At 46.7% G+C, this 18,967-nt stretch carries 16 protein-coding genes and 1 pseudogene; 9 read left to right on the top strand and 8 right to left on the bottom strand.

Annotated elements, in window-relative coordinates:
• Window positions 1-107 precede the first annotated feature (107 nt).
• Window positions 108-830 (bottom strand): AAA family ATPase, encoded by a 723-nt coding sequence (locus ABXS70_RS11365; RefSeq protein WP_366296618.1) that lies wholly within the window; start codon window positions 828-830, stop codon window positions 108-110.
• Window positions 831-1,083: 253 nt separating this feature from the next.
• Between ABXS70_RS11365 and ABXS70_RS11360 the strand changes: the two genes are divergently transcribed.
• Window positions 1,084-1,389 carry a hypothetical protein gene (locus ABXS70_RS11360; RefSeq protein WP_366295881.1) on the top strand — a complete coding sequence of 102 codons (306 nt, stop codon included), beginning with the start codon at window positions 1,084-1,086 and terminating at the stop codon, window positions 1,387-1,389.
• A gap of 104 nt (window positions 1,390-1,493) precedes the next feature.
• Here ABXS70_RS11360 and ABXS70_RS11355 read toward each other — a convergent pair whose 3' ends face one another.
• The 4 genes from ABXS70_RS11355 to ABXS70_RS11340 all read right to left on the bottom strand — a co-directional run bounded on the left by ABXS70_RS11355 (window position 1,494) and on the right by ABXS70_RS11340 (window position 4,648).
• Window positions 1,494-2,015: a DinB family protein gene (locus tag ABXS70_RS11355; protein ID WP_366295879.1), complete on the bottom strand. Its 522-nt coding sequence runs from the start codon at window positions 2,013-2,015 to the stop codon at window positions 1,494-1,496.
• Between the two features lie 93 nt (window positions 2,016-2,108).
• Window positions 2,109-2,603, bottom strand: coding sequence for a hypothetical protein (locus ABXS70_RS11350; protein ID WP_366295877.1), 495 nt, complete (start codon window positions 2,601-2,603; stop codon window positions 2,109-2,111).
• A complete protein-coding gene (locus ABXS70_RS11345) occupies window positions 2,600-3,139 on the bottom strand; it encodes a hypothetical protein (protein WP_366295875.1) in 540 nt (179 codons plus the stop codon). Before ABXS70_RS11345 ends, ABXS70_RS11350 begins: the two co-directional genes overlap by 4 nt.
• 732 nt (window positions 3,140-3,871) lie before the next feature.
• Window positions 3,872-4,648 (bottom strand): AraC family transcriptional regulator, encoded by a 777-nt coding sequence (locus tag ABXS70_RS11340; protein ID WP_366295873.1) that lies wholly within the window; start codon window positions 4,646-4,648, stop codon window positions 3,872-3,874.
• 147 nt (window positions 4,649-4,795) lie between these two features.
• Here ABXS70_RS11340 and ABXS70_RS11335 point away from each other — a divergent pair, with 147 nt between their 5' ends.
• Window positions 4,796-6,217, top strand: coding sequence for a family 43 glycosylhydrolase (locus ABXS70_RS11335; RefSeq protein ID WP_366295871.1), 1,422 nt, complete (start codon window positions 4,796-4,798; stop codon window positions 6,215-6,217).
• A gap of 88 nt (window positions 6,218-6,305) precedes the next feature.
• On the opposite strand, the gene ABXS70_RS11330 is transcribed toward ABXS70_RS11335, so the two are convergent.
• Window positions 6,306-7,256: an AraC family transcriptional regulator gene (locus ABXS70_RS11330; RefSeq protein WP_366295869.1), complete on the bottom strand. Its 951-nt coding sequence runs from the start codon at window positions 7,254-7,256 to the stop codon at window positions 6,306-6,308.
• Window positions 7,257-7,565: 309 nt separating this feature from the next.
• Between ABXS70_RS11330 and ABXS70_RS11325 the strand changes: the two genes are divergently transcribed.
• From ABXS70_RS11325 to ABXS70_RS11310, 4 genes and pseudogenes are all read left to right on the top strand, one after another.
• Window positions 7,566-8,444 (top strand): fumarylacetoacetate hydrolase family protein, encoded by an 879-nt coding sequence (locus tag ABXS70_RS11325; protein ID WP_366295868.1) that lies wholly within the window; start codon window positions 7,566-7,568, stop codon window positions 8,442-8,444.
• A 53-nt stretch (window positions 8,445-8,497) separates the two neighbouring features.
• Window positions 8,498-9,964, top strand: a complete 1,467-nt coding sequence (gene gucD, locus ABXS70_RS11320) for an alpha-ketoglutaric semialdehyde dehydrogenase GucD (protein ID WP_342556147.1) — start codon at window positions 8,498-8,500, stop codon at window positions 9,962-9,964.
• 17 nt (window positions 9,965-9,981) lie between these two features.
• Window positions 9,982-12,000, top strand: a complete 2,019-nt coding sequence (locus tag ABXS70_RS11315) for a YjhG/YagF family D-xylonate dehydratase (RefSeq protein WP_366295866.1) — start codon at window positions 9,982-9,984, stop codon at window positions 11,998-12,000.
• 88 nt (window positions 12,001-12,088) lie between these two features.
• Window positions 12,089-13,679 (top strand): annotated as a pseudogene (locus tag ABXS70_RS11310) (glycoside hydrolase family 43 protein).
• 95 nt (window positions 13,680-13,774) lie between these two features.
• On the opposite strand, the gene ABXS70_RS11305 reads toward ABXS70_RS11310, so the two are convergent.
• Window positions 13,775-15,349, bottom strand: coding sequence for an FAD-dependent monooxygenase (locus tag ABXS70_RS11305; RefSeq protein WP_366295864.1), 1,575 nt, complete (start codon window positions 15,347-15,349; stop codon window positions 13,775-13,777).
• 119 nt (window positions 15,350-15,468) lie between these two features.
• Here ABXS70_RS11305 and ABXS70_RS11300 point away from each other — a divergent pair, with 119 nt between their 5' ends.
• Both ABXS70_RS11300 and ABXS70_RS11295 read left to right on the top strand, forming a co-directional pair.
• Window positions 15,469-16,116 (top strand): TetR/AcrR family transcriptional regulator, encoded by a 648-nt coding sequence (locus ABXS70_RS11300; RefSeq protein ID WP_366295863.1) that lies wholly within the window; start codon window positions 15,469-15,471, stop codon window positions 16,114-16,116.
• A gap of 264 nt (window positions 16,117-16,380) precedes the next feature.
• On the top strand, window positions 16,381-16,734 hold the full coding sequence (locus ABXS70_RS11295; protein WP_366295862.1) for an SH3 domain-containing protein: 354 nt from the start codon (window positions 16,381-16,383) through the stop codon (window positions 16,732-16,734).
• 33 nt (window positions 16,735-16,767) lie between these two features.
• Here the strand turns inward: ABXS70_RS11295 and ABXS70_RS11290 are convergent, their stop codons facing one another.
• Entirely contained in the window at window positions 16,768-17,658 is an 891-nt protein-coding gene (locus ABXS70_RS11290) for a LysR family transcriptional regulator (protein ID WP_342556153.1), read from the bottom strand.
• A 123-nt stretch (window positions 17,659-17,781) separates the two neighbouring features.
• Between ABXS70_RS11290 and ABXS70_RS11285 the strand changes: the two genes are divergently transcribed.
• Window positions 17,782-18,960: an MFS transporter gene (locus ABXS70_RS11285; protein WP_366295860.1), complete on the top strand. Its 1,179-nt coding sequence runs from the start codon at window positions 17,782-17,784 to the stop codon at window positions 18,958-18,960.
• Window positions 18,961-18,967: the final 7 nt, after the last annotated feature.

Below are 18,967 nucleotides of genomic sequence, written 5' to 3'. Positions count from 1 at the left end.
GTAAAGAGGATTTGGTTAACATCGCTGAAGAGATGCTTCATTATAAAAAAAATCAGATCATCCCAGCCGTCAATTCAAACCGTTGACGGCTGTTCGTATTCGCGGTTTTAATTATCGTTATCCTCAAATAACTGCTGGATCATCTTGTCTTTGTTATTCAGAAATTCCTTCATGATCAGATAATGATCCGTTTCTTCCAACGTCTGAATCTCAATTCCATCTGGTGTCAGGTTATAGATCTGTGCATCGGGATACGCCATCAGAATCGGAGAGTGGGTAGCAATAATGAATTGAGAATTTTGCTGCACCAGTTCATGAATGCGGGTGAGCATGGCCATCTGACGAAGGGGCGACAATGCAGCCTCGGGCTCATCCAGAATGTACAAGCCATTTCCCCCAAACCGATGAACAAATGTGGAGAAAAAGGACTCTCCATGGGATTGCTCATGCAGTGACTTTCCACCGTACGAATCTTTGATAGGACGTCCCGGTGAAGGCTCACGATCTAACTCATCAATGGTCGTCGCCAGATTATAATAGCTTTCAGCCCTGAAAAAAAATCCGTCTCTGGGACGCCGCGGGCCTTTGACTAACTGAATATATTCAAATAAGTTCGAATGCGTAGCCTGAGTAGAAAATGAAAAGTTCATTGTTCCGCCTTCGGGATTAAATCCCCAGGAGACAGCAATGGACTCCATTAGTGTAGACTTACCCATGCCGTTTTCACCAACAATGTAGGTTACCTTGGGATGAAAATCAAGTGTATGTAGATTTCGAATCACTGCCAGATCAAAAGGATACGCTTGAAAAGTAGGAACCAGATTTCGCATAAGCTGTACCTGTCTCAAATAGCGTGAAGATCCGATCAATTCGCTTCACTCCAATCCGTTTGTTTATTTCATTTTACAATGACAAGATTAATAAATCGATAAGGGACTGCTCTGTATCTATTCTCGAATAAATTTGGTTCTTCAATCCAATATTCTGAGAAACCTGCACCATTTTAAGGTTACGTACATTGTTCAAACTCTAGGTATTCTTTTTGTACTGGGCTCTGACTTGGTCAGAGGTGGTATCGAATCCATGCGCAGCAATCCGCTTTGGTTTATATTTATTTTAACATCTGTTGTTTTTGCCTACTTATCGATCAGTGTTAGTGTAGAACAGGAGAGGGGAGTGAAACATCCAGGGAAAGCTTTCATGGTCAGTCTGACTGTACTGCTTCTGATTGCTGCCGCAGTCATGATCCTAACTTCAAGTGCAGCGAACACAGGATGGGCTGAAGGATTAGGGATGGGGGCAATTTTGTTCATTTGCGGATTCATACCAATATATTATGTATTCAAGCTGAGAAAACAGCAGCAAAGAGATCAAGATGAAACGTGTTAAAGAGAGAAGAGAATCTTATTCATCGTTAGATGAACAGATTCTCCTTTTTTATATTACTCTCATTTCGTTGAGCAGCAGCGCCTGTATTGTCCAGAAGCTTAAGATTACAGCTTAATCCCGTAACGTTCACGCAGTACAGACAGATGATGCAGTTCGTGTCCGGTTATCACACACGCGATAGAACGCGTTGAAGCCGGATGATCGTTAACTATGCCTCTGCGCAACCAGGCCTCGGTGCTGAGACGACGAAGCAGAAGTGCGGTAGAATGTCTTACAGCTGCATATTCTTCCGCCAGATCAATCATGGTATAGGATTCAAACGGATGACTACTCATCAGAATGTCCTGATCATAACCCGGAAGAGATGTGACATCGCCCCTGGCGATCCGAAGCAAGCGCCCGCTCATAATGCGTTCATTGTCAATAAGATGGCCAAAAACCTCTTTGACACTCCATTTGCCAGCATCATAACGGAAATTTCCTTGTTCTTCTGTGAGAGCACGAATCGCTGTGTTTACCTGTGTACCTTGCTGTTCCAGCAGCTCAATTACGTTTCCTTCAGGAACAAGCTGAATGTATCCTTCGTAGAAGGAAGCATATTCTTCTTTAGTAGGTCTTTCGTTCATCACAAACCAATCTCCTTACGTTAGACTATTTTTTGTTTATTTTACCACTAATCTCGAAAAAAACGTAGAATAGATTGGTTACTAGAAAAATGGTTAGTCAATCGCCCCTAAACGCCACTTATCCTGTTTGCTTTTTACAAAATAGTAGAACGAATTGGGTGTTTTCACCTCGTTATCAGATACAACTTTCCCTCTAATTTCTACTATGATTCTACCTTCTTGATCTTCATCAATTGTTCCCATCTCTTCAAATGCATAATCGTTTCCAAACAAAAACATGTGCGCGTCGGCAGTCCCGTCATCTGCAAAAACGCTTCTGAATTCTTTCTCTTTTTTATTGGCTAGTGAATCTAATGTTCTCTCCAATAACACTTTTATGTCCTTGTTAAACAAAGGATTGTCTACGGAATTTAGATCAATAAAAACTCCTGTCTTTATATTAGGGGCACTCTCAACTTGAGTTTCAGTTTGCTCTGTTTTAGGTGTATTATTTTCCAACTGTGATTCAGAGTCCGTAATGTTACCACAAGCAGTTATGATCCCTATTGATAGTATAAGTAACAAAGAATGCAGGACTACTTTTTTCATGTTTTACCTCCTGACTGATGGGTATATGTACTCCATTTCCCATTGGCATCAGCATCAAAGTAATAGGTGATAGCGGCATCCTCAATGACATTATCTCTTAACATCTTTCCAGTAACGTTTACTAAGATCTGATGTTTAGTTTTATCTTCTGAAATATTATATATTTCTGTAAACTTATATTCTCCGCCAAAGCTTCCCATGTAAGAATCTGCAGTCTTCGAGTCTTTAAATGTACTTCGGAAGGTTTCTTCATCTAGACTTACCTGAGCGTCAAGATTTTTCTTCAAAACTTCTTTGATTTGCTCGTTTAACAGGGCATTGTTCTCTTTTTCTAAGTCTATGAATACACCTTTTTCAAAATTAATTTTCGATTCTGCAGTTGTTTCAGCAGCTGTTTGTTCATCCTTAGATCTACTCCCACTCCCTGTTTGGGTCGTTTGGTTTACTTCCGAATTACTCTTAGTTCCATCAGCACAAGCAGAAAGTGCAATAGCTAATCCCAACATGAATAGAATCATGGAAGCTTTATTTTTCATGATATCTCTCGTTTCTGTTATATGTTTAGCTGCATATATAAGTAAGTAACGATCCTAGTTTGAAAATGTTACAGATAGATCTTAATAAAGGAGCCGTAGATCCACGATATGAACCTTCCTTGACCATGTATTGCGAAGAACACTTTCATCCAGCATGACGCCATCGACCAGTAGATGTAATCACTGTATAATATGCATATCGTAAACATTAGAATTTATAATTACATGAAGGAGGAGAACGGCATATATAACGGCCCGTCAGATGCTATTATTCTTGTTTTTGGACCTATTATTTTATACATCCTGATTTATATCGGATTTCCCGCACTTTTAATCATTACGACCTATATCACTTTTCAAAAGCGCAAAAAGCTTAACAATCCGACGCCGAATAAGTCTAAGCCTGTCCAGCGTGACACAAATGTTAAACCCTAGCAGTACATTAAATAACTATACTTAGAACGTATACATATGATGATTTTAAGAAAGTACGAAGCGGTATTAATAAAATGTGATATCATGAATTTCTCTTTTTGCGCCAACATCCAATCAAACCTGAGAATTGATCAATAATCATTCAGGATAAATCATTGCAGCCGAGTAGGCAAAACCTTAACTTAATAATAGAAAGCGTTACCAACATGAAATACTAAGAACACCCTATTTATGTTGTTACTAGAGCTTATGTTTGTGTTTTTTTATATGTGTTAGCACTTATCCTAGTGTTTGTGCCTACAAACTTCGATCAGGTCGATGCTCCTTGAATTGTTTAGGGGATACACCCGTGATCTGTTTGAACTGCCGGCAAAAGTGCTCTACATTGCGGTATCCGCACCTGTCAGCTATCTCCACAACCGTATAGCGATGATGTCCGAGATACTCTTTGGCCAATCGAATTCGGCTGTGGATGACATCATCCATGCAGGACACCCCAAAGGATTTTTTATAAATGGACTGCAGGTAGCCTGGGCTGATATTTAAGGTCTTGGCCATAGCAGCAACTGTCCATGGATGACTTGGATGGTTGTGGATCGCTGTCCGAAGTTTCATGAGAGGGTAATGCTGCGGGCCAATATTTTCTTGATCACAAGACTCCAGCAGTTTGTTAAACAGTGTTCGCAGCAAATAATCTATGGATGACTCCCGATAGTCTTTTTGCAAAGAATGCTCAGCAACCAGCAATTGAAACAGCTTGCGACAATATTCAGGGTCATCTAACGGAAATGGCTTCCCCAGCGGGAGAGAAGTATCCGTTACATAAAGCTCATCCGTGTCAAAACGAATCCAGTCATTCACATACTGTTCTGCACAAGCGCGGTAGTATATTTTTTGATGAGGTGCATAGAGAACAGCACAATGGGACGGATAGGGTTGAAGTTTACCATCTACCCAGAACAGAGCGGGAGTCTGTGTGACCACCAGCAGCCAGCAATCATGACCTTCGGGAATATCAAACACAAATTGACTGTGGTGGGCAGCGTCATACTCAGCATAAAAAATAGTATTCATTATTTCATCACCTTTACCAAACATGTTGTGGAGTAACAACGATTTCAGAACATCGAACTAATCCTATTATAAGGAAGATTTTTCGGTACAGCCGCATCATTTGCGGAAGTAATTAAACCAATGATTTTAAACAAGGAGTGCATTGTAATGAGAAAACAAGGTCTGAATCCATATCTTCCGTCTTGGGAATACGTGCCGGATGGGGAACCTTACGTATTTAACGACAGAGTGTACGTTTACGGTTCACATGATCGTTTTAACGGGCATGTTTTTTGCCTGAACGATTATGTGTGCTGGTCTGCACCCGTAGATGACCTTGGGAATTGGCGGAATGAGGGCGTCATTTATCGAAAAACAGATGATCCACTGAATCCGGATGGTCATATGTGTCTATATGCCCCTGATGTCACGAGAGGTCCCGATGGTCGGTATTATCTATATTATGTACTCGATAAAGTGCCTGTGGTTTCGGTTGCCGTATGCAGTGAACCTGCGGGTAAGTACGAATTCTATGGTTATGTAAAATATGCTGACGGTACCCGGCTCGGAGAACGAGAAGGGGATGAGCCGCAGTTTGACCCCGGTGTGATGACAGAAGGAGAGCGGACTTATCTGTATACCGGGTTCTGTGCGCCAGGTGACCGCTCCAGACATGGTGCTATGGCAGCGGTGCTTGGGCCTGATATGCTTACCATTATAGAGGAACCCGTATTTATTGCACCAAGTCAACCCTATAGTGAGGGCAGCGGATTTGAAGGACATGAATTCTTTGAAGCACCTTCGATCCGCAAAAGGGGCGAGATCTACTATCTGGTCTATTCCTCTGTTGTAATGCACGAGTTATGTTACGCGACCAGCACATCTCCAACCGGAGGATTCAAATATCAAGGCGTAATTGTAAGCAACTGCGATCTGCATATCGATACGTATAAGCCAGCTGGCAAACCTATGTATTACGGCGGCAACAACCATGGCAGCATCATAGAGATCGGCGCAGACTGGTATATTTTCTATCACCGACATACGAACGGCGATGCATTCAATCGGCAGGGATGTATCGAGAAGATTTCTTTTGAACCGGATGGATCCATTCCTCAAGTCGAAATGACCTCCTGTGGTTCAAACGATGGACCTCTCGAAGGTAAAGGGGAATATCCCGCATATCTCGCATGCAATCTGTTTACACAAGATGATCAACAGTACACGGGAGGTTTCGGTGCAGGCGCTTGGCTGGACAGCCGTTTTCCGAAAATCACCCAGGATGGCCGGGATGGCGACGAAGAAACAGGCTATATTGCGAACATGACGGAGTCGGCCACGGCGGGTTTTAAATACTTCAATTGTAAAGATGTTCATCAAGTGACGATCAAGGTGCGTGGATACTGCAGCGGAACATTCGAGGTCAAAACCTCATGGGACGGTCCCGTTCTGGGAACAATCCCGGTACATTTCACCAACGAGTGGAAACCCTATACAGCTGCTGCGGCCATTCCGGACGGCAAGCAGGCTTTATATTTGACATACCGGGGAACGGGAAGCGCAAGTCTGGCATCCTTTACGCTCAGTTAATTCAGGTTTTCGAATAAAATACAGCGCAAATTTAATCTGCAGAACAAAGCAGCCTGTGGTGATGTTCAATTACCCGCGAGCTGCTTTTTCATGTTAACTCATGCTCAGCATGAGCTTTGACCCCTTCTCCATGATGCGCATGATCGGCTGCGCCCTGCTGGGCATGCATACGAAATTTACTGGGCGTAATACCTGTCCACCGCTTGAACTGACGACTGAAATGAGCATTGGTTTTGTACCCCAGCATCATCGCAATATGATCCACGTTCAGATCAGTTTGCTTTAACAGTCGCTGGGCTTCATTCAGAAGGGTTTCTGATAAATATTGACGCGGCGCCTGATCGTAGACCTCCCGAAAAATGCGATTCACCTGCGAGGTGCTTAAGTTCAGTGATTTGGCGATATCCTGAATCCAGGTCCGGTTACCTTCCTGAATCTCGCCGTGCAGATGGATGTATCTTACGGATTCCTCAATGTGCTCAGCGATCTGTTGGGCAATCATTTCTTTTCTCGATAGTGTAACAGATGTGGTCTGAGATAACTGTCCAACCAGTGAACCGAGCAGTTCAAATACAGCGGCATGCACCCTCATTTGTTTGGATGAGGATAATGAATTGGACATGTGCTCAGCAGCCAGATCGTATAAGGTAGACAAAACAGGAGATATCGTTAATGCGAGACTGGAATCCGCCGGATAATAAGTGTCTCTGCTGCGGTTAAGTTCCCGGCAAAAGGGCGTATCATGAACGCTGAAATGAACCGAAAAATAGGTGAAACCTTCCGGTCCCGCACCCGTGCAGGAATGTGTCATCCCGGGCCGAATAAACAGCAGATCTCCCTTGGACTGATCATACACCGTACCATTGATCACCATACTCATCTGCCCCTCCATCATCCAGTGGATTTCATACATCGAATGCTCATGGGATGGATATGTCCAGTTTGAATCCGCCTTCCTGGCATGCAGCCCCATTAATTGAAACGACATGCGAACATCCGGCAGACGACCTAAATACATCGCTTCTGTATGTTTGTTCACGGCAGCTCAACCTCCTTAGTCCTGTACCTTTTATAACGGTTGGTTATTGTTGAACTAGTCCTTTACATAAAATCGGAGAGGACAGAAAGAACCTGAAAAACCGAAGCTAAAAGCTTTATGAAAGAAAGATGCATCCGAAGCGTAGGCTTCACCTTTATTATCTTTTTGTGAAACTTATAATCCTATCTTAACAGAAAAACAATGCGTGAAAAGGGTAAATCGTCGGATTGATTATAGCATCGCCATGCATCGTACCTGATGGTAAGTTAGTACTATCAACCCGAAGGGGAAAACAGGGGGCAGGTTTACATGCGAATTATTCGATTTCTGGATGGAGAACAGAAGTGGCTGGCAGCCGTTACGGATGATGAACAAGCCTATCGTTTGCCGCAGGCCGATTTCATGACTTTGATCTATCAGGCAAGAGAGCAGGGCATTTCACCAGTCCAGCTTGTTGAAAGCGCTTTTAAGCCAGCAAACAAACTGACGGATGATTGGACATCCCTGCATTTTGTCAATCCAATTGAAGCACCCGAAGTATGGGCAGCCGGTGTGACGTATCAGCGAAGCCGGGAAGCGCGGAATTACGAAGCGACGGATGGCAAGCTGGATGCCAATACGTTCTACGACAAAGTTTACGATGCTGAACGTCCGGAGATTTTTTTCAAATCCACAGCGGCCCGGACCATTGGACCGAATGAAGCGGTTACGCTCCGCAGTGATTCCACTTGGCAGATTCCCGAGCCTGAGCTTGGGCTTGTACTCGCCGCAGATGGCAGTATCGTCGGATATATTGCAGGCAATGACATGAGCTGCCGGGATATTGAAGGGGAGAACCCGCTGTATCTGCCACAGGCCAAAATATGGCGCAATTCCTGCTCCATCGGTCCAGCAATCCGACTGGCGGAAACGGTGCAGAATCCATATGACCTGGATATTGTCTGCGAGATATATCGGAATGGAGAATTGGTTGTCAAAAGTGAGGCCAGCACGAGTGAATTAAACCGGAAGCTGGATGAACTGGTATCCTTTTTAGCAAGAGATAATGATCTGTTCGACGGCACGGTACTCCTGACAGGTACAAATATTGTACCGCCTAATGATTTTACGCTTAACCCAGGTGACCGTATTGAAATATCGATTAGTGGTATCGGCACCCTTGTTAACCCGGTCATTGGAAACGAGTAAAGGATCAGACCATTTCAGAGAACCTAATTCAACGAATAGAGAGGATGAAGATCATGAGTGCATTTCAGTTAGAGCAGACCTATAACAATTTTATTAACGGTGAATGGGTGAAGGCGGAGTCCGGCAAAACAGAACCCAGCCTCAATCCGGCGAATCGAAAAGAAATCGTGGGGCATGTTCCTGCCTCTGGCGTGGATGACTTGAATCAGGCTGTAGCAGCAGCCAAAACGGCGGCAAAGTCCTGGCGGAAACTAACGGGTGCTGAACGCGGTAACTATCTTTTTCAGGCAGCAAATGTGCTTGAACGCCGAGCTGATGAAGTAGCAGAAGCGATGACAAGAGAGATGGGCAAAACCTTCCCGGAAGCCAAAGGCGAAACGATGCGCGGTGTGGCGATCTTAAGATACTACGCAGGAGAAGGCATGCGCAAAACGGGTGATGTCATTCCGTCTACAGATAGCGAGGCCTTAATGTTCACAACGCGTGTACCGCTTGGTGTTGTAGGTGTGATTGCACCGTGGAATTTCCCGGTAGCTATTCCGATCTGGAAAGCAGCACCTGCGCTGATCTACGGCAACACGGTTGTGCTTAAACCTGCTCAGGAAACAGCGGTTACGGCAGCCAAGGTATTGGAATGTTTTGAAGAAGCAGGTCTCCCGGCGGGAGTTCTTAACCTTATATGTGGTAAAGGGTCGGTCATCGGTTCCGCGCTTGCCGAGCATCCCGATGTGAATGGAATTACGTTTACCGGTTCCAATGAAGTCGGCAAACGGGTCGGAGCTGCAGCACTCGCTCGTGGAGCCAAATACCAGCTTGAAATGGGCGGCAAAAACCCGGTTATCATTGCGGCAGATGCAGACCTGGATCTGGCTGTCGAGGGAACGATTAGCGGTGGTCTGAAATCAACGGGCCAAAAATGTACGGCTACCAGCCGCGTTATTATCGAACGGAAAATATATGACGCATTTAAAGAAAAACTGCTGTCGCAGATTCAGGAAATCCGCTTGGGTGACGGGATGTCTGCTGGGAGCTGGATGGGCCCATGCGCTAGTGAAGGACAACTTAACACCGTGCTGCATTACATTCAAAAAGGTCAGGATGAAGGTGCTGTGCTGCTTGCTGGAGGAAACAAACCGGATACTCCTGAGCTTGCAGACGGATTTTATGTACAGCCAACGGTATTCGAAGGTGTCAAACCTCATATGTCTATTGCCCGGGAAGAAATATTTGGCCCAGTACTGGCACTGATGCCGGTAGATTCTATTGAAGAAGCTATAGCGCTGGCTAATGACAGTGACTACGGATTAAGTGCTTCGATTTATACGCAAAATGTCGGGTCTATGCTCTCGTTTATCCGCGATATGGATGCTGGACTTGTGAGAATTAATGCCGAGACGGCCGGTGTCGAGTTACAGGCTCCGTTTGGCGGAATGAAGATGTCCAGTTCACATTCCAGAGAGCAGGGACAAGCGGCTGTAGAATTTTTCACCGCGATCAAAACAGTCTTTGTCAAGTCTTAAACTGCGGGGAGGGTATCATGTACGAACAAATCCTATCAATTATGGGGGAAGAGACGTCTAATTTGGAGAGTGAGGCGTCTGAACGTGAGGGAAAGTCGTCTGATCTTTACGAGATAACGGCTCATGCTCCAGGGGTATCGGGACGTCTGCCTTTAACGGATGATTTACTGCGTAACGCTCCAAGCGGTGACTTGTTCGGCATGTCCCAGAACGTGGGTATGGGCTGGAAACCTGGAGAATTAAACGGAAAACAGTATCTGATTCTGAGTACACAGGGCGGTATTCGAAATGAGGATGGCAGTCCGGCAGCGCTCGGTTATCACACGGGTCACTGGGAAGTGGGACTGCTGATGAAGGCGGCCGCAGAAGAGCTGTCCAGCCGGGGCGGTATCCCGTTTGCCGGTTATGTCAGTGACCCCTGCGATGGCAGATCCCAAGGAACAACAGGCATGTTCGACTCGCTGCCGTATCGAAATGATGCTGCGATGGTGTTCCGCCGCTTGATTCGATCCCTGCCTACACGAAAAGGTGTGCTCGGCGTTGCCACTTGTGATAAAGGACTGCCCGCAATGATGCTTGCACTTGCAGGTATGCCGCAGCTGCCGGGTGTTATTGTCCCTGGCGGTGTTACTCTTCCACCTACGGATGGGGAGGACGCAGGTAAAATTCAGACCATCGGTGCAAGGTACGCGAATGGAGAGCTTTCGCTTGAAATGGCGGCGGACTTAGGGTGCAGGGCTTGTGCTACACCAGGCGGTGGATGTCAGTTTCTGGGGACTGCGGCAACCGCTCAGGTTGTGGCTGAGGCCTTGGGTATGACAGTACCCCATGCTGCGCTTGCCCCTTCCGGGCAGCCCATCTGGATGGAGATGGCTAGGCAGTCTGCTCGTGCACTGATCAGCATGGAGAACCAGGGAACGAGGATGGCCGACATTATTACCGATGCGTCGATTCGTAATGCCATGGTCGTGCATGCCGCCTTCGGCGGGTCTACCAATCTGCTGCTTCATATCCCCGCGATTGCTCATGCGGCTGGTTTAACACTGCCTAATGTGCAGGACTGGATTCAAGTCAACAAACATGTCCCCAGACTGGTAAGTGCGCTGCCTAACGGCCCCATCTTTTACCCGACCATTCGTGTGTTCCAAGCCGGCGGTGTACCCGAGGTCATGCTTCATCTCAGACGCCTTGGTTTGTTGGATGAATCTGTACCTACCGTAACAGGCACGTCGTTGGGTCATGTACTGGATTGGTGGGAGACATCCGAACGCCGCCATGTAATGAGGAAGCAATTGCAGGAAAGGGACGGGATTGACCCGGACAGCGTTATTATGAGTACAGAGCAGTCGCAGCGTCTGGGGATTTCATCGACGGTGACATTTCCGACAGGAAATATTGCTCCGGAAGGTTCCGTTATCAAGTCCACATCGATCGACCCGGATGTTCTGGATGAGCATGGTGTATACCGTCACCGGGGTACAGCGAAAGTGTTTACTACGGAACGGGAAGCAATCCGTGCGATCAAGACAGGCGGAATTGCGGCGGGGGACATCATCGTGCTGCTTGGGCGCGGGCCTTCAGGAACCGGCATGGAGGAGACTTATCAGCTGACATCTGCACTTAAGCATTTATCGTTTGGCAAATACGTTTCCCTGATCACCGATGCCAGGTTCTCTGGCGTCTCCACAGGAGCTTGTATTGGTCATGTAGGTCCTGAAGGGCTGGCAGGCGGGCCCATTGGTAAACTGAGAAATGGCGACTTAATTGATATTGTTGTGGATCGGGGTACGCTGGATGGCAGTGTTAACTTTATAGGTACGAAAGGAATGGAGGTTTCCCCTGAAGAAGGAGCCCTCATTCTGGCACAAAGGCCGTTTCACCCGGATATGCGGCCAGATGGAGCACTGCCTGATGATACACGCTTATGGGCGGCGCTGCAGTCTGTCAGCGGAGGTACGTGGAGAGGCAATGTGTACGATGTTGACCGGATCGTTACTGCGCTGGAGGCTGGCAAAAAGGCACTGGGATGGCACTGAACAAAGGACAGTACTTAAAGCTCCTACACGAATGAACTGATTTTATACCGATGTACGTTAATTACTTATTTACCGGAGGTTTCTCTACATGAATACGATCAATCCGATGATCACCAATCCCATTCTGCCCGGTTTTCATCCCGATCCCTCCATCTGCCGGGCAGGGGAGGATTATTATATCGCCACTTCCACCTTTGAGTGGTTCCCGGGTGTACGCATTCATCACTCCAGGGATCTGGTTCATTGGCGTGCGCTGCCTTCACCCTTGACGCGAATTTCCCAATTAAATATGGAGGGGAATATTAATTCAGGAGGCGTATGGGCGCCCTGTCTCAGCTGGGATAACGGCGTGTTCTATCTGATATATACCGATGTGAAGAGCAGGGTTGGTGCCTTTAAAGATACTCACAATTACCTTGTGACCGCATCGGATATTGAAGGGCCATGGTCCGATCCAATCTATCTAAACAGCAGCGGTTTCGATCCGTCCTTGTTCCATGATGAAGATGGACGTAAATGGCTGGTTAACATGATCTGGGATCACCGCAAAGGCAAAAACCGCTTCGCAGGCATCGTACTGCAGGAATACTCGGTTCAGGAGCAGAAGCTGACTGGCCCCGCGATTAACATTTTTGAAGGAACGAAACTGGGACTGACCGAAGCGCCCCATCTGTATAAACGCCAGGGCTATTATTATCTGGTCACAGCTGAAGGTGGAACCGGTTATGAGCATGCGGTTACGGTTGCTCGTTCACGAACGTTACAGGGTCCTTATGAGGTCGATCCGGCTAATCCGATGCTCACTTCACACGGCAGAACAGATCTACCGCTGCAAAAGGCCGGCCACGGCAGTCTCGTCGAGACACCCACAGGTGAATGGTACATGGCACATCTGGTGGGCAGACCTGTGAAGGAGAAACACTGCATCCTTGGACGTGAGACAGCGCTGCGAGCGCTGTACCTGGAGTGAAGACGGATGGCTTCGGCTTGCCAGCGGGGAACGATACCCTGAGCTTCAGGTGACAGCACCGAATCTAGAACCGCACCCATTCGAACCACCAGCAGAGATGGATCAATTTGAAGAAGCCGAGCTTCGTCAAGACTGGAATACCCTTCGTATCCCGCCGGACCCAAGTTGGGTTACTCTGACGGAACGTCCCGGCTGCTTACGCCTGTATGGAATGGAATCGATGAGTTCGACGCACAGACAGAGCATGGTTGCTCGCAGACTGCAGGGTTTTGAATGTGAAGCCGAGACGTGCCTGGAATTCGCTCCAGATCATCCACAGCAGATGGCCGGACTGATACTGTATTACGACACTCAAGACTATCTCTACCTCCGGGTAACCCATCATGAAGAAAAAGGGCTGTGCCTGGGTATCATCCAATCCAGATATGGGCTGTATGATGAGCTTCTGGAGGAGGACATTCCGCTGCAGCAGGGAAATCAAATTCGCCTCAAAGCTGTGATCGATCATGATCAGGCGTGTTTTTACTACAGCTCGGACGAGGATTACTCCTGGATTCAAGTGGGTGAGTGGACAGATATTACACATCTGTGTGACGAATCTCCAGAGTATATCCGGTTCACCGGGACTTATATCGGTCTTTGTGCGCAGGATTTGGGCGGGACACGCAAACATGCTGATTTTGACTATTTCCGTTATAAAATGGTTTGAATATCAAAGAAGATGGCTCCGGTGTTTCAGGGGGCCATCTTCTTTATTTATCGTCAGGAATATCGATCATGAAGAGTTCAAATCGTTGTCGCTGTTCAGATGAGCTTGGGTGATAATATCGAATTCAAGTACTGCAGAATTGATGAACAGTCTGCAATGGAAGTGCGCAGTGCGATGTAACCGTCGGGACGAATCAATACAAGTTCTTCGTTTACTGCATCGTAAATTCGATAAGCATTCCCTGCTGCGTCGATGATGCCTGCCGTCTCCTGTGCATGCGGCGGCAGGATGCAGTGCACATGGAGTTCGTCGTAGGCGAAGTTCTTCCAATTGAGCTGATTGGTATCGTCTACAAAAGCCAAAAGAGTCCAGTGCGGCCCTCGAAACAGGTCAAAAAGATTGCCTGCAAACCCTATGCCTTGCAGACTCTCGGCGTTAGGCGCCCGATCCCCAGGCATTGTACGCGCAGCAATTGTGCGAAGAGTAGGGCGGGTAAGAGAACTTGAACGATAGGAAACAAGCAGTCCGGTCGTCAAATCGTCGGAAATGGCGCTTAACGTTCGGGATAAAGCTCCGCGTTCAGTCGCCGTTCCCAAGACCCCTCCCATCTTTTTGGTGCTGTCCTCAAGCACGGCTCGTGCAACAGGACGCCGCTCCTCATCGTACGTGTCAAGCAGAGCGTTATCCGCTCCACGCAGAACGGCTTCCAGCTTCCATCCGAGATTGTACGCATCCTGTATCCCCGTATTCATGCCTTGACCGCCAGCCGGGGAATGAACATGAGCAGCATCGCCAGCGAGGAAAACTCGGCCTTTGCGGTAAGTTTCAACCATTCTTACGTTGATTCTGTAGATGGAGAGCCAGGAGGCATCCGTGAGCTGAACTCGTCTGGCACCCGCCCGTCGGTCAAACATAGCTTGATACACTTCGAGCGACGGCTCCTCTGGTTCCTCAATTTCTGCCGAAATTGTAGCCTGAAGCTGCCAAATGTCGGATTTCGGTAATGGTGTCACCCCAATCATTCCCTCGGGGGAAGTCCAGATATGAATATGATCACGATCCAGACCTTCCAGACGTACATCGCCAAGATACCACCGCTCTTGATCGTGTGTTTTTCCAACCAGTGGCAGATGAATAAACTTGCGGATATTGCTTTTGCCTCCGTCAGCACCGACTACATAACGAGCTCGAATATGCTCTTCTCCCTGCGGTGTGTTAACGGTTACCACAACACTATCCAATTCCTGTACAAGTCCTACGGCTTCAACCCCCAATTCAACTTGGCCGCCGAGTACCCCATATTGTTCGCGCAGCGCTTTTTCTACATCAAATTGAGCAATCCAGACCGGATCAGGGTAAGGTGTTTCAAGTTCGGCGCTGGCTGAGACGGTTATAGCTCGCTTATCCGCACTCCGGCCTTCTTCCGTATAATAACGAACAGGCAAATCTACGACACCTGTGTCCGTAATGTAATGAACAGCCTGCAAATCATCGACGACTTCCAGCGAGCGGGGCTGGATTCCTTTGGCACGAGATGCTGCATTATACGAAATACTGCGTTCGATAATACGATGATCGACGCTGCGGCGAGCAAGGTCGCAGGCTAATGTAAGCCCTGTCGGTCCAGCTCCGATAATGAGCACATCAACAACAGACTGCGTAGTTTTCATGAATAAATTCCTCCCTGATCATTCATTTAGAGCACTGCATTAATTACACTACACCGTACAGTGTAGTTTGTAAAGAGGAACTCATTTTTGATACTATACCTATAAGGGGGAACGTCAGGATGGAGAATACGGAAAACAAAAAAATACGCCAAGGCTCTTCAGAGAAACGAGCTAAAATTATTGCGGCAGCACGAGATCTATTTCTATCAGACGGGTTTGATCGTTCCAGCGTTGATGCAGTCGCAGCCAGGGCGGGGGTGTCTAAACGAACCGTTTATGATTATTATGGGGACAAACTGAACCTACTGATTGCTGTTGCGGAAGAAACGAGTGAGGCAGTGCTGGAACTGATCAAGCAGGGCATTTCAGATTACCTCAGGAAGTTCGAGAATCTGGAACAGGCGCTGTGTTTGTTCTGCGAACAATTCGTCGCTTCTGCTAAAGGCTCGTCGGATTACAGCGCTTTAATCCGTCTGATCACGGTGGAAGCGGACAACCTGCCATCCTCGTTTTTGGAAAAGCTGGATAACGCAGCAGAAGAGGAGCTTATTAGGAGGTTTACCGAGTTTGGACAAACCGGACTGCTCCATGTACCCGATCCTGAAATGGCAGCAAAACACTTTGCTGCATTAACGTTTTTATTGGTGTTTAATCGACCGGGTGGAACGGGTGCTTTGGAGGAAGCACAGACCAAACGTATTATTACTGAAGGTGTACGTGTCTTCCTCTGCGCTTATGGACAACCTACCGTTCATAACGAAGATTAAACATGGAGACTAATGAAAAACATTGAAAGTTGAATCATCCTCCGATCTGGCTGTATCACTTGGACGATCGAAGTTAAAACAACCCCAAAACGCTAAGCCGTTAATACCGAAGGCTTAGCGTATATTTTCGCTGTAATCTAGGCGCTGCTCTATAGAAAATGAACACTTTATATTTAGAGTTATGTTACATTTTGATATAATACCTTTAGCCACACACAACACTTTTATGTGAAATACAGCACGGCACAGCAGGAGGGAATACATATGAATCCGTATAAAGTAATTCATTCACATCAGTCGAATTATCCAGATCCCATTGTATTAACCAGAGGAGAGATTGTACATTATGGGGAGGAAGATACTCAATTTCCCAACTGGATTTTTTGTGAAGCGGTCCAATCTAAAAAGCGCGGCTGGGTGCCAAAACAAATACTAAGTTCACCTAATGAAGAGCTTTTGGCGAGTGTTCAAGAGGACTACTCTGCGCATGAATTGAACGTTATACCGGGTATGATTGTAAAAAAAGAGCTGGAACTGAATGAATGGAGTCTCGTACTCACTGCAGAAGGCGAGAAGGGGTGGGTACCTAATAAAGTAATCACCCCGATTGAAACGTGAAATTGAACTGGATTTCAGTTTGAGGTTTGAGAGTCAATCCGTTCTAGATTTGAAAAATCCGATCAGCCATTCCGTTAGCTGCTGCTGCGCTTTACTGATGAATCGATCTGCATAGTAGCTTAGTTCCATGTGCCGAACAGGTGCGGCACCCGCAATAGGTATCGTTACAATATCTTCCCAGCCCGAATGCTGCTTTAACAGCTCTCTCGGCTGGATTGTCGCACCGATCCCTGCTGCTACAAGCTGCAGCAGGGAGGATGCGGAACCGGCTTCCATCACCGTAGTTAACTCCAAACCTTGTTCCCGGAAAACCTCATCCACCAAATCTCTACCTATATAGCCTTTGGGGTACATGACCAGTGCAAGCTGCGTCAATTCTTCAAGGCTTATTTCATGTCTACTCGCAAGATCACTCGAAGAATGAACAAATAATTCATAAGGCTCGCTCCCCAAAGGAATCTGCACGAGTCGTCTATCGGTAGGACCACGCAGCCCGATGCCAAGATCCACTTTATGTGTTAATACTTCGTCTCGTACATAGATCGTTGAGAAAGCCTGTAATTTCGTGTCAGGGTACCTTGTCTTGAATTCCACAAACAGCGGGACGAGTTGAAAATCAAGATCAGAGGGTAACACAGCAAGTCGAACAGTTCCTCGTTTCTCCGATCGCAGCTCTTGAATCGCACTTTTTGCATCCATTTCAGCCTGAATCATTTTCATACCGTATTGATGTAGAAGTCTGCCTGCCTCGGTTGCAACCACTTTTTTGCCAATTCGATCAAAAAGAGGCATACCCACTTCAGCCTCAAGCAGACGTATCTGCTGACTTAACGTAGGCTGTGAAATCCCGAGAAGTTCTGCCGCCTTCGTGAAATGAAGAAGCTCGAAGACCGCCATAAAATATGTTAAATTTCGAGTATCCATCTTTTCTCCTTCGCAGAATGATAGTATTTTACTATCATAATAATACGATTTATTGGATTGATCAATGAATGGGGCGGCTTTATACTCATATTTAATTCAACAAGATTCAGGAGGAAGAGAAAGGTGAAAAAAATATTTTATGTATTAGCTCTGTTCTTCGCAGCATTGAATCTGCGTCCCATCATCACTTCTGTGGCATCCATGATGAGTATGATTCAGACGGAACTGGGTATCAGCGCATTAACAGCAAGTCTGATGACTACATTACCCGTCCTGTGCATGGGACTGTTCGCCCCGGCCACCACAACGTTAAGTCAGCGTCTCGGTTTGGAGCGAACTATTTTCATCTCGCTTCTTCTCATTACACTCGCCACTGCACTCCGCAGTGCAGATCAATCGGTTACTATTTTGATCGTTACCGCGTTGGTCGGTGGGATTGGTATTAGTCTTGCCGGGCCATTGTTGTCCAGCTTTATTAAAAAGTATTTCCCGGCAAACCCTGGCATAGTCAGTATTTACTCCGTATCCATGACAATTGGAGCGGCCCTGGCATCTGGGTTGACCATTCCGATCTACACGCAACGTCAGCATAATCTTTCATTTGCTTTGTCCTGTTGGGCTATTTTGGGGATTATTGCAGTATTCTTCTGGATTGGGCTTGTTCGAAAAAACAAACCTTCCAGAAGCGATATAAAACGTCTCAGATTACCGTTGGGTAATAAAAAAGCAATTCAATTTACCTTGTTTTTTGGTTTCATGGCCAGCATGTTCTACAGCTTGACGGCATGGATTTCACCCATTGCCCTCAGCTTTGGATACAGTTCACAACATGCAGCGCTGCTTCTAACCGTATTCACATTGATTCAAGTTCCTGTCGCGTTATTGATTCCGAATCTTGTAAATCGATCCGGGAAGATCAAACAATGGCTTGTCTTGTGCAGTGTGTCTGAACTCATCGGTCTTGTGTTACTCTTGTCACCAGTGCCGATGCTTCCAGCAGTGCTTTTTCTCGGTATCGGTGCTGGTGGATTGTTTCCGCTAGCGCTGATGCTGCCCATCATGGCAACAAATACGCCTGAAGAAGCAGGAACGTGGTCAGCCATGTCACAAATGGGAGGTTATATCATGGGCGCTTTCGGCCCACTTGTTATAGGACGGATCTTTGATCTCAGCGGACAGTTTTATATCTCTATTATTGCCATGCTGGTCATTGTACTGCTAATGATTAGTGTACAGCTGTCCATGAACATGGGAAGAAAAGCTGTAGAAGCTCATCGGGGTAATGAACCACAAAAGAACTGAGAAGCAA

Source organism: Paenibacillus sp. AN1007, from assembly GCF_040702995.1.
Lineage (GTDB): Bacteria > Bacillota > Bacilli > Paenibacillales > Paenibacillaceae > Paenibacillus.
Note: the sequence above shows the minus strand (reverse complement) of the source record. Positions and strands in the feature narration are given on the sequence as shown.

Coding starts and splice junctions, on each gene's coding strand:
- gucD (WP_342556147.1), top strand. CDS start 8,498: ATGAGTGCATTTCAGTTAGAGCAGACCTATAACAATTTTATTAACGGT.
- ABXS70_RS11300 (WP_366295863.1), top strand. CDS start 15,469: ATGGAGAATACGGAAAACAAAAAAATACGCCAAGGCTCTTCAGAGAAA.
- ABXS70_RS11315 (WP_366295866.1), top strand. CDS start 9,982: ATGTACGAACAAATCCTATCAATTATGGGGGAAGAGACGTCTAATTTG.
- ABXS70_RS11290 (WP_342556153.1), bottom strand. CDS start 17,658: ATGGATACTCGAAATTTAACATATTTTATGGCGGTCTTCGAGCTTCTT.
- ABXS70_RS11365 (WP_366296618.1), bottom strand. CDS start 830: ATGCGAAATCTGGTTCCTACTTTTCAAGCGTATCCTTTTGATCTGGCA.
- ABXS70_RS11335 (WP_366295871.1), top strand. CDS start 4,796: ATGAGAAAACAAGGTCTGAATCCATATCTTCCGTCTTGGGAATACGTG.
- ABXS70_RS11360 (WP_366295881.1), top strand. CDS start 1,084: ATGCGCAGCAATCCGCTTTGGTTTATATTTATTTTAACATCTGTTGTT.
- ABXS70_RS11295 (WP_366295862.1), top strand. CDS start 16,381: ATGAATCCGTATAAAGTAATTCATTCACATCAGTCGAATTATCCAGAT.
- ABXS70_RS11305 (WP_366295864.1), bottom strand. CDS start 15,349: ATGAAAACTACGCAGTCTGTTGTTGATGTGCTCATTATCGGAGCTGGA.
- ABXS70_RS11340 (WP_366295873.1), bottom strand. CDS start 4,648: ATGAATACTATTTTTTATGCTGAGTATGACGCTGCCCACCACAGTCAA.
- ABXS70_RS11325 (WP_366295868.1), top strand. CDS start 7,566: ATGCGAATTATTCGATTTCTGGATGGAGAACAGAAGTGGCTGGCAGCC.
- ABXS70_RS11350 (WP_366295877.1), bottom strand. CDS start 2,603: ATGAAAAAAGTAGTCCTGCATTCTTTGTTACTTATACTATCAATAGGG.
- ABXS70_RS11355 (WP_366295879.1), bottom strand. CDS start 2,015: ATGAACGAAAGACCTACTAAAGAAGAATATGCTTCCTTCTACGAAGGA.
- ABXS70_RS11345 (WP_366295875.1), bottom strand. CDS start 3,139: ATGAAAAATAAAGCTTCCATGATTCTATTCATGTTGGGATTAGCTATT.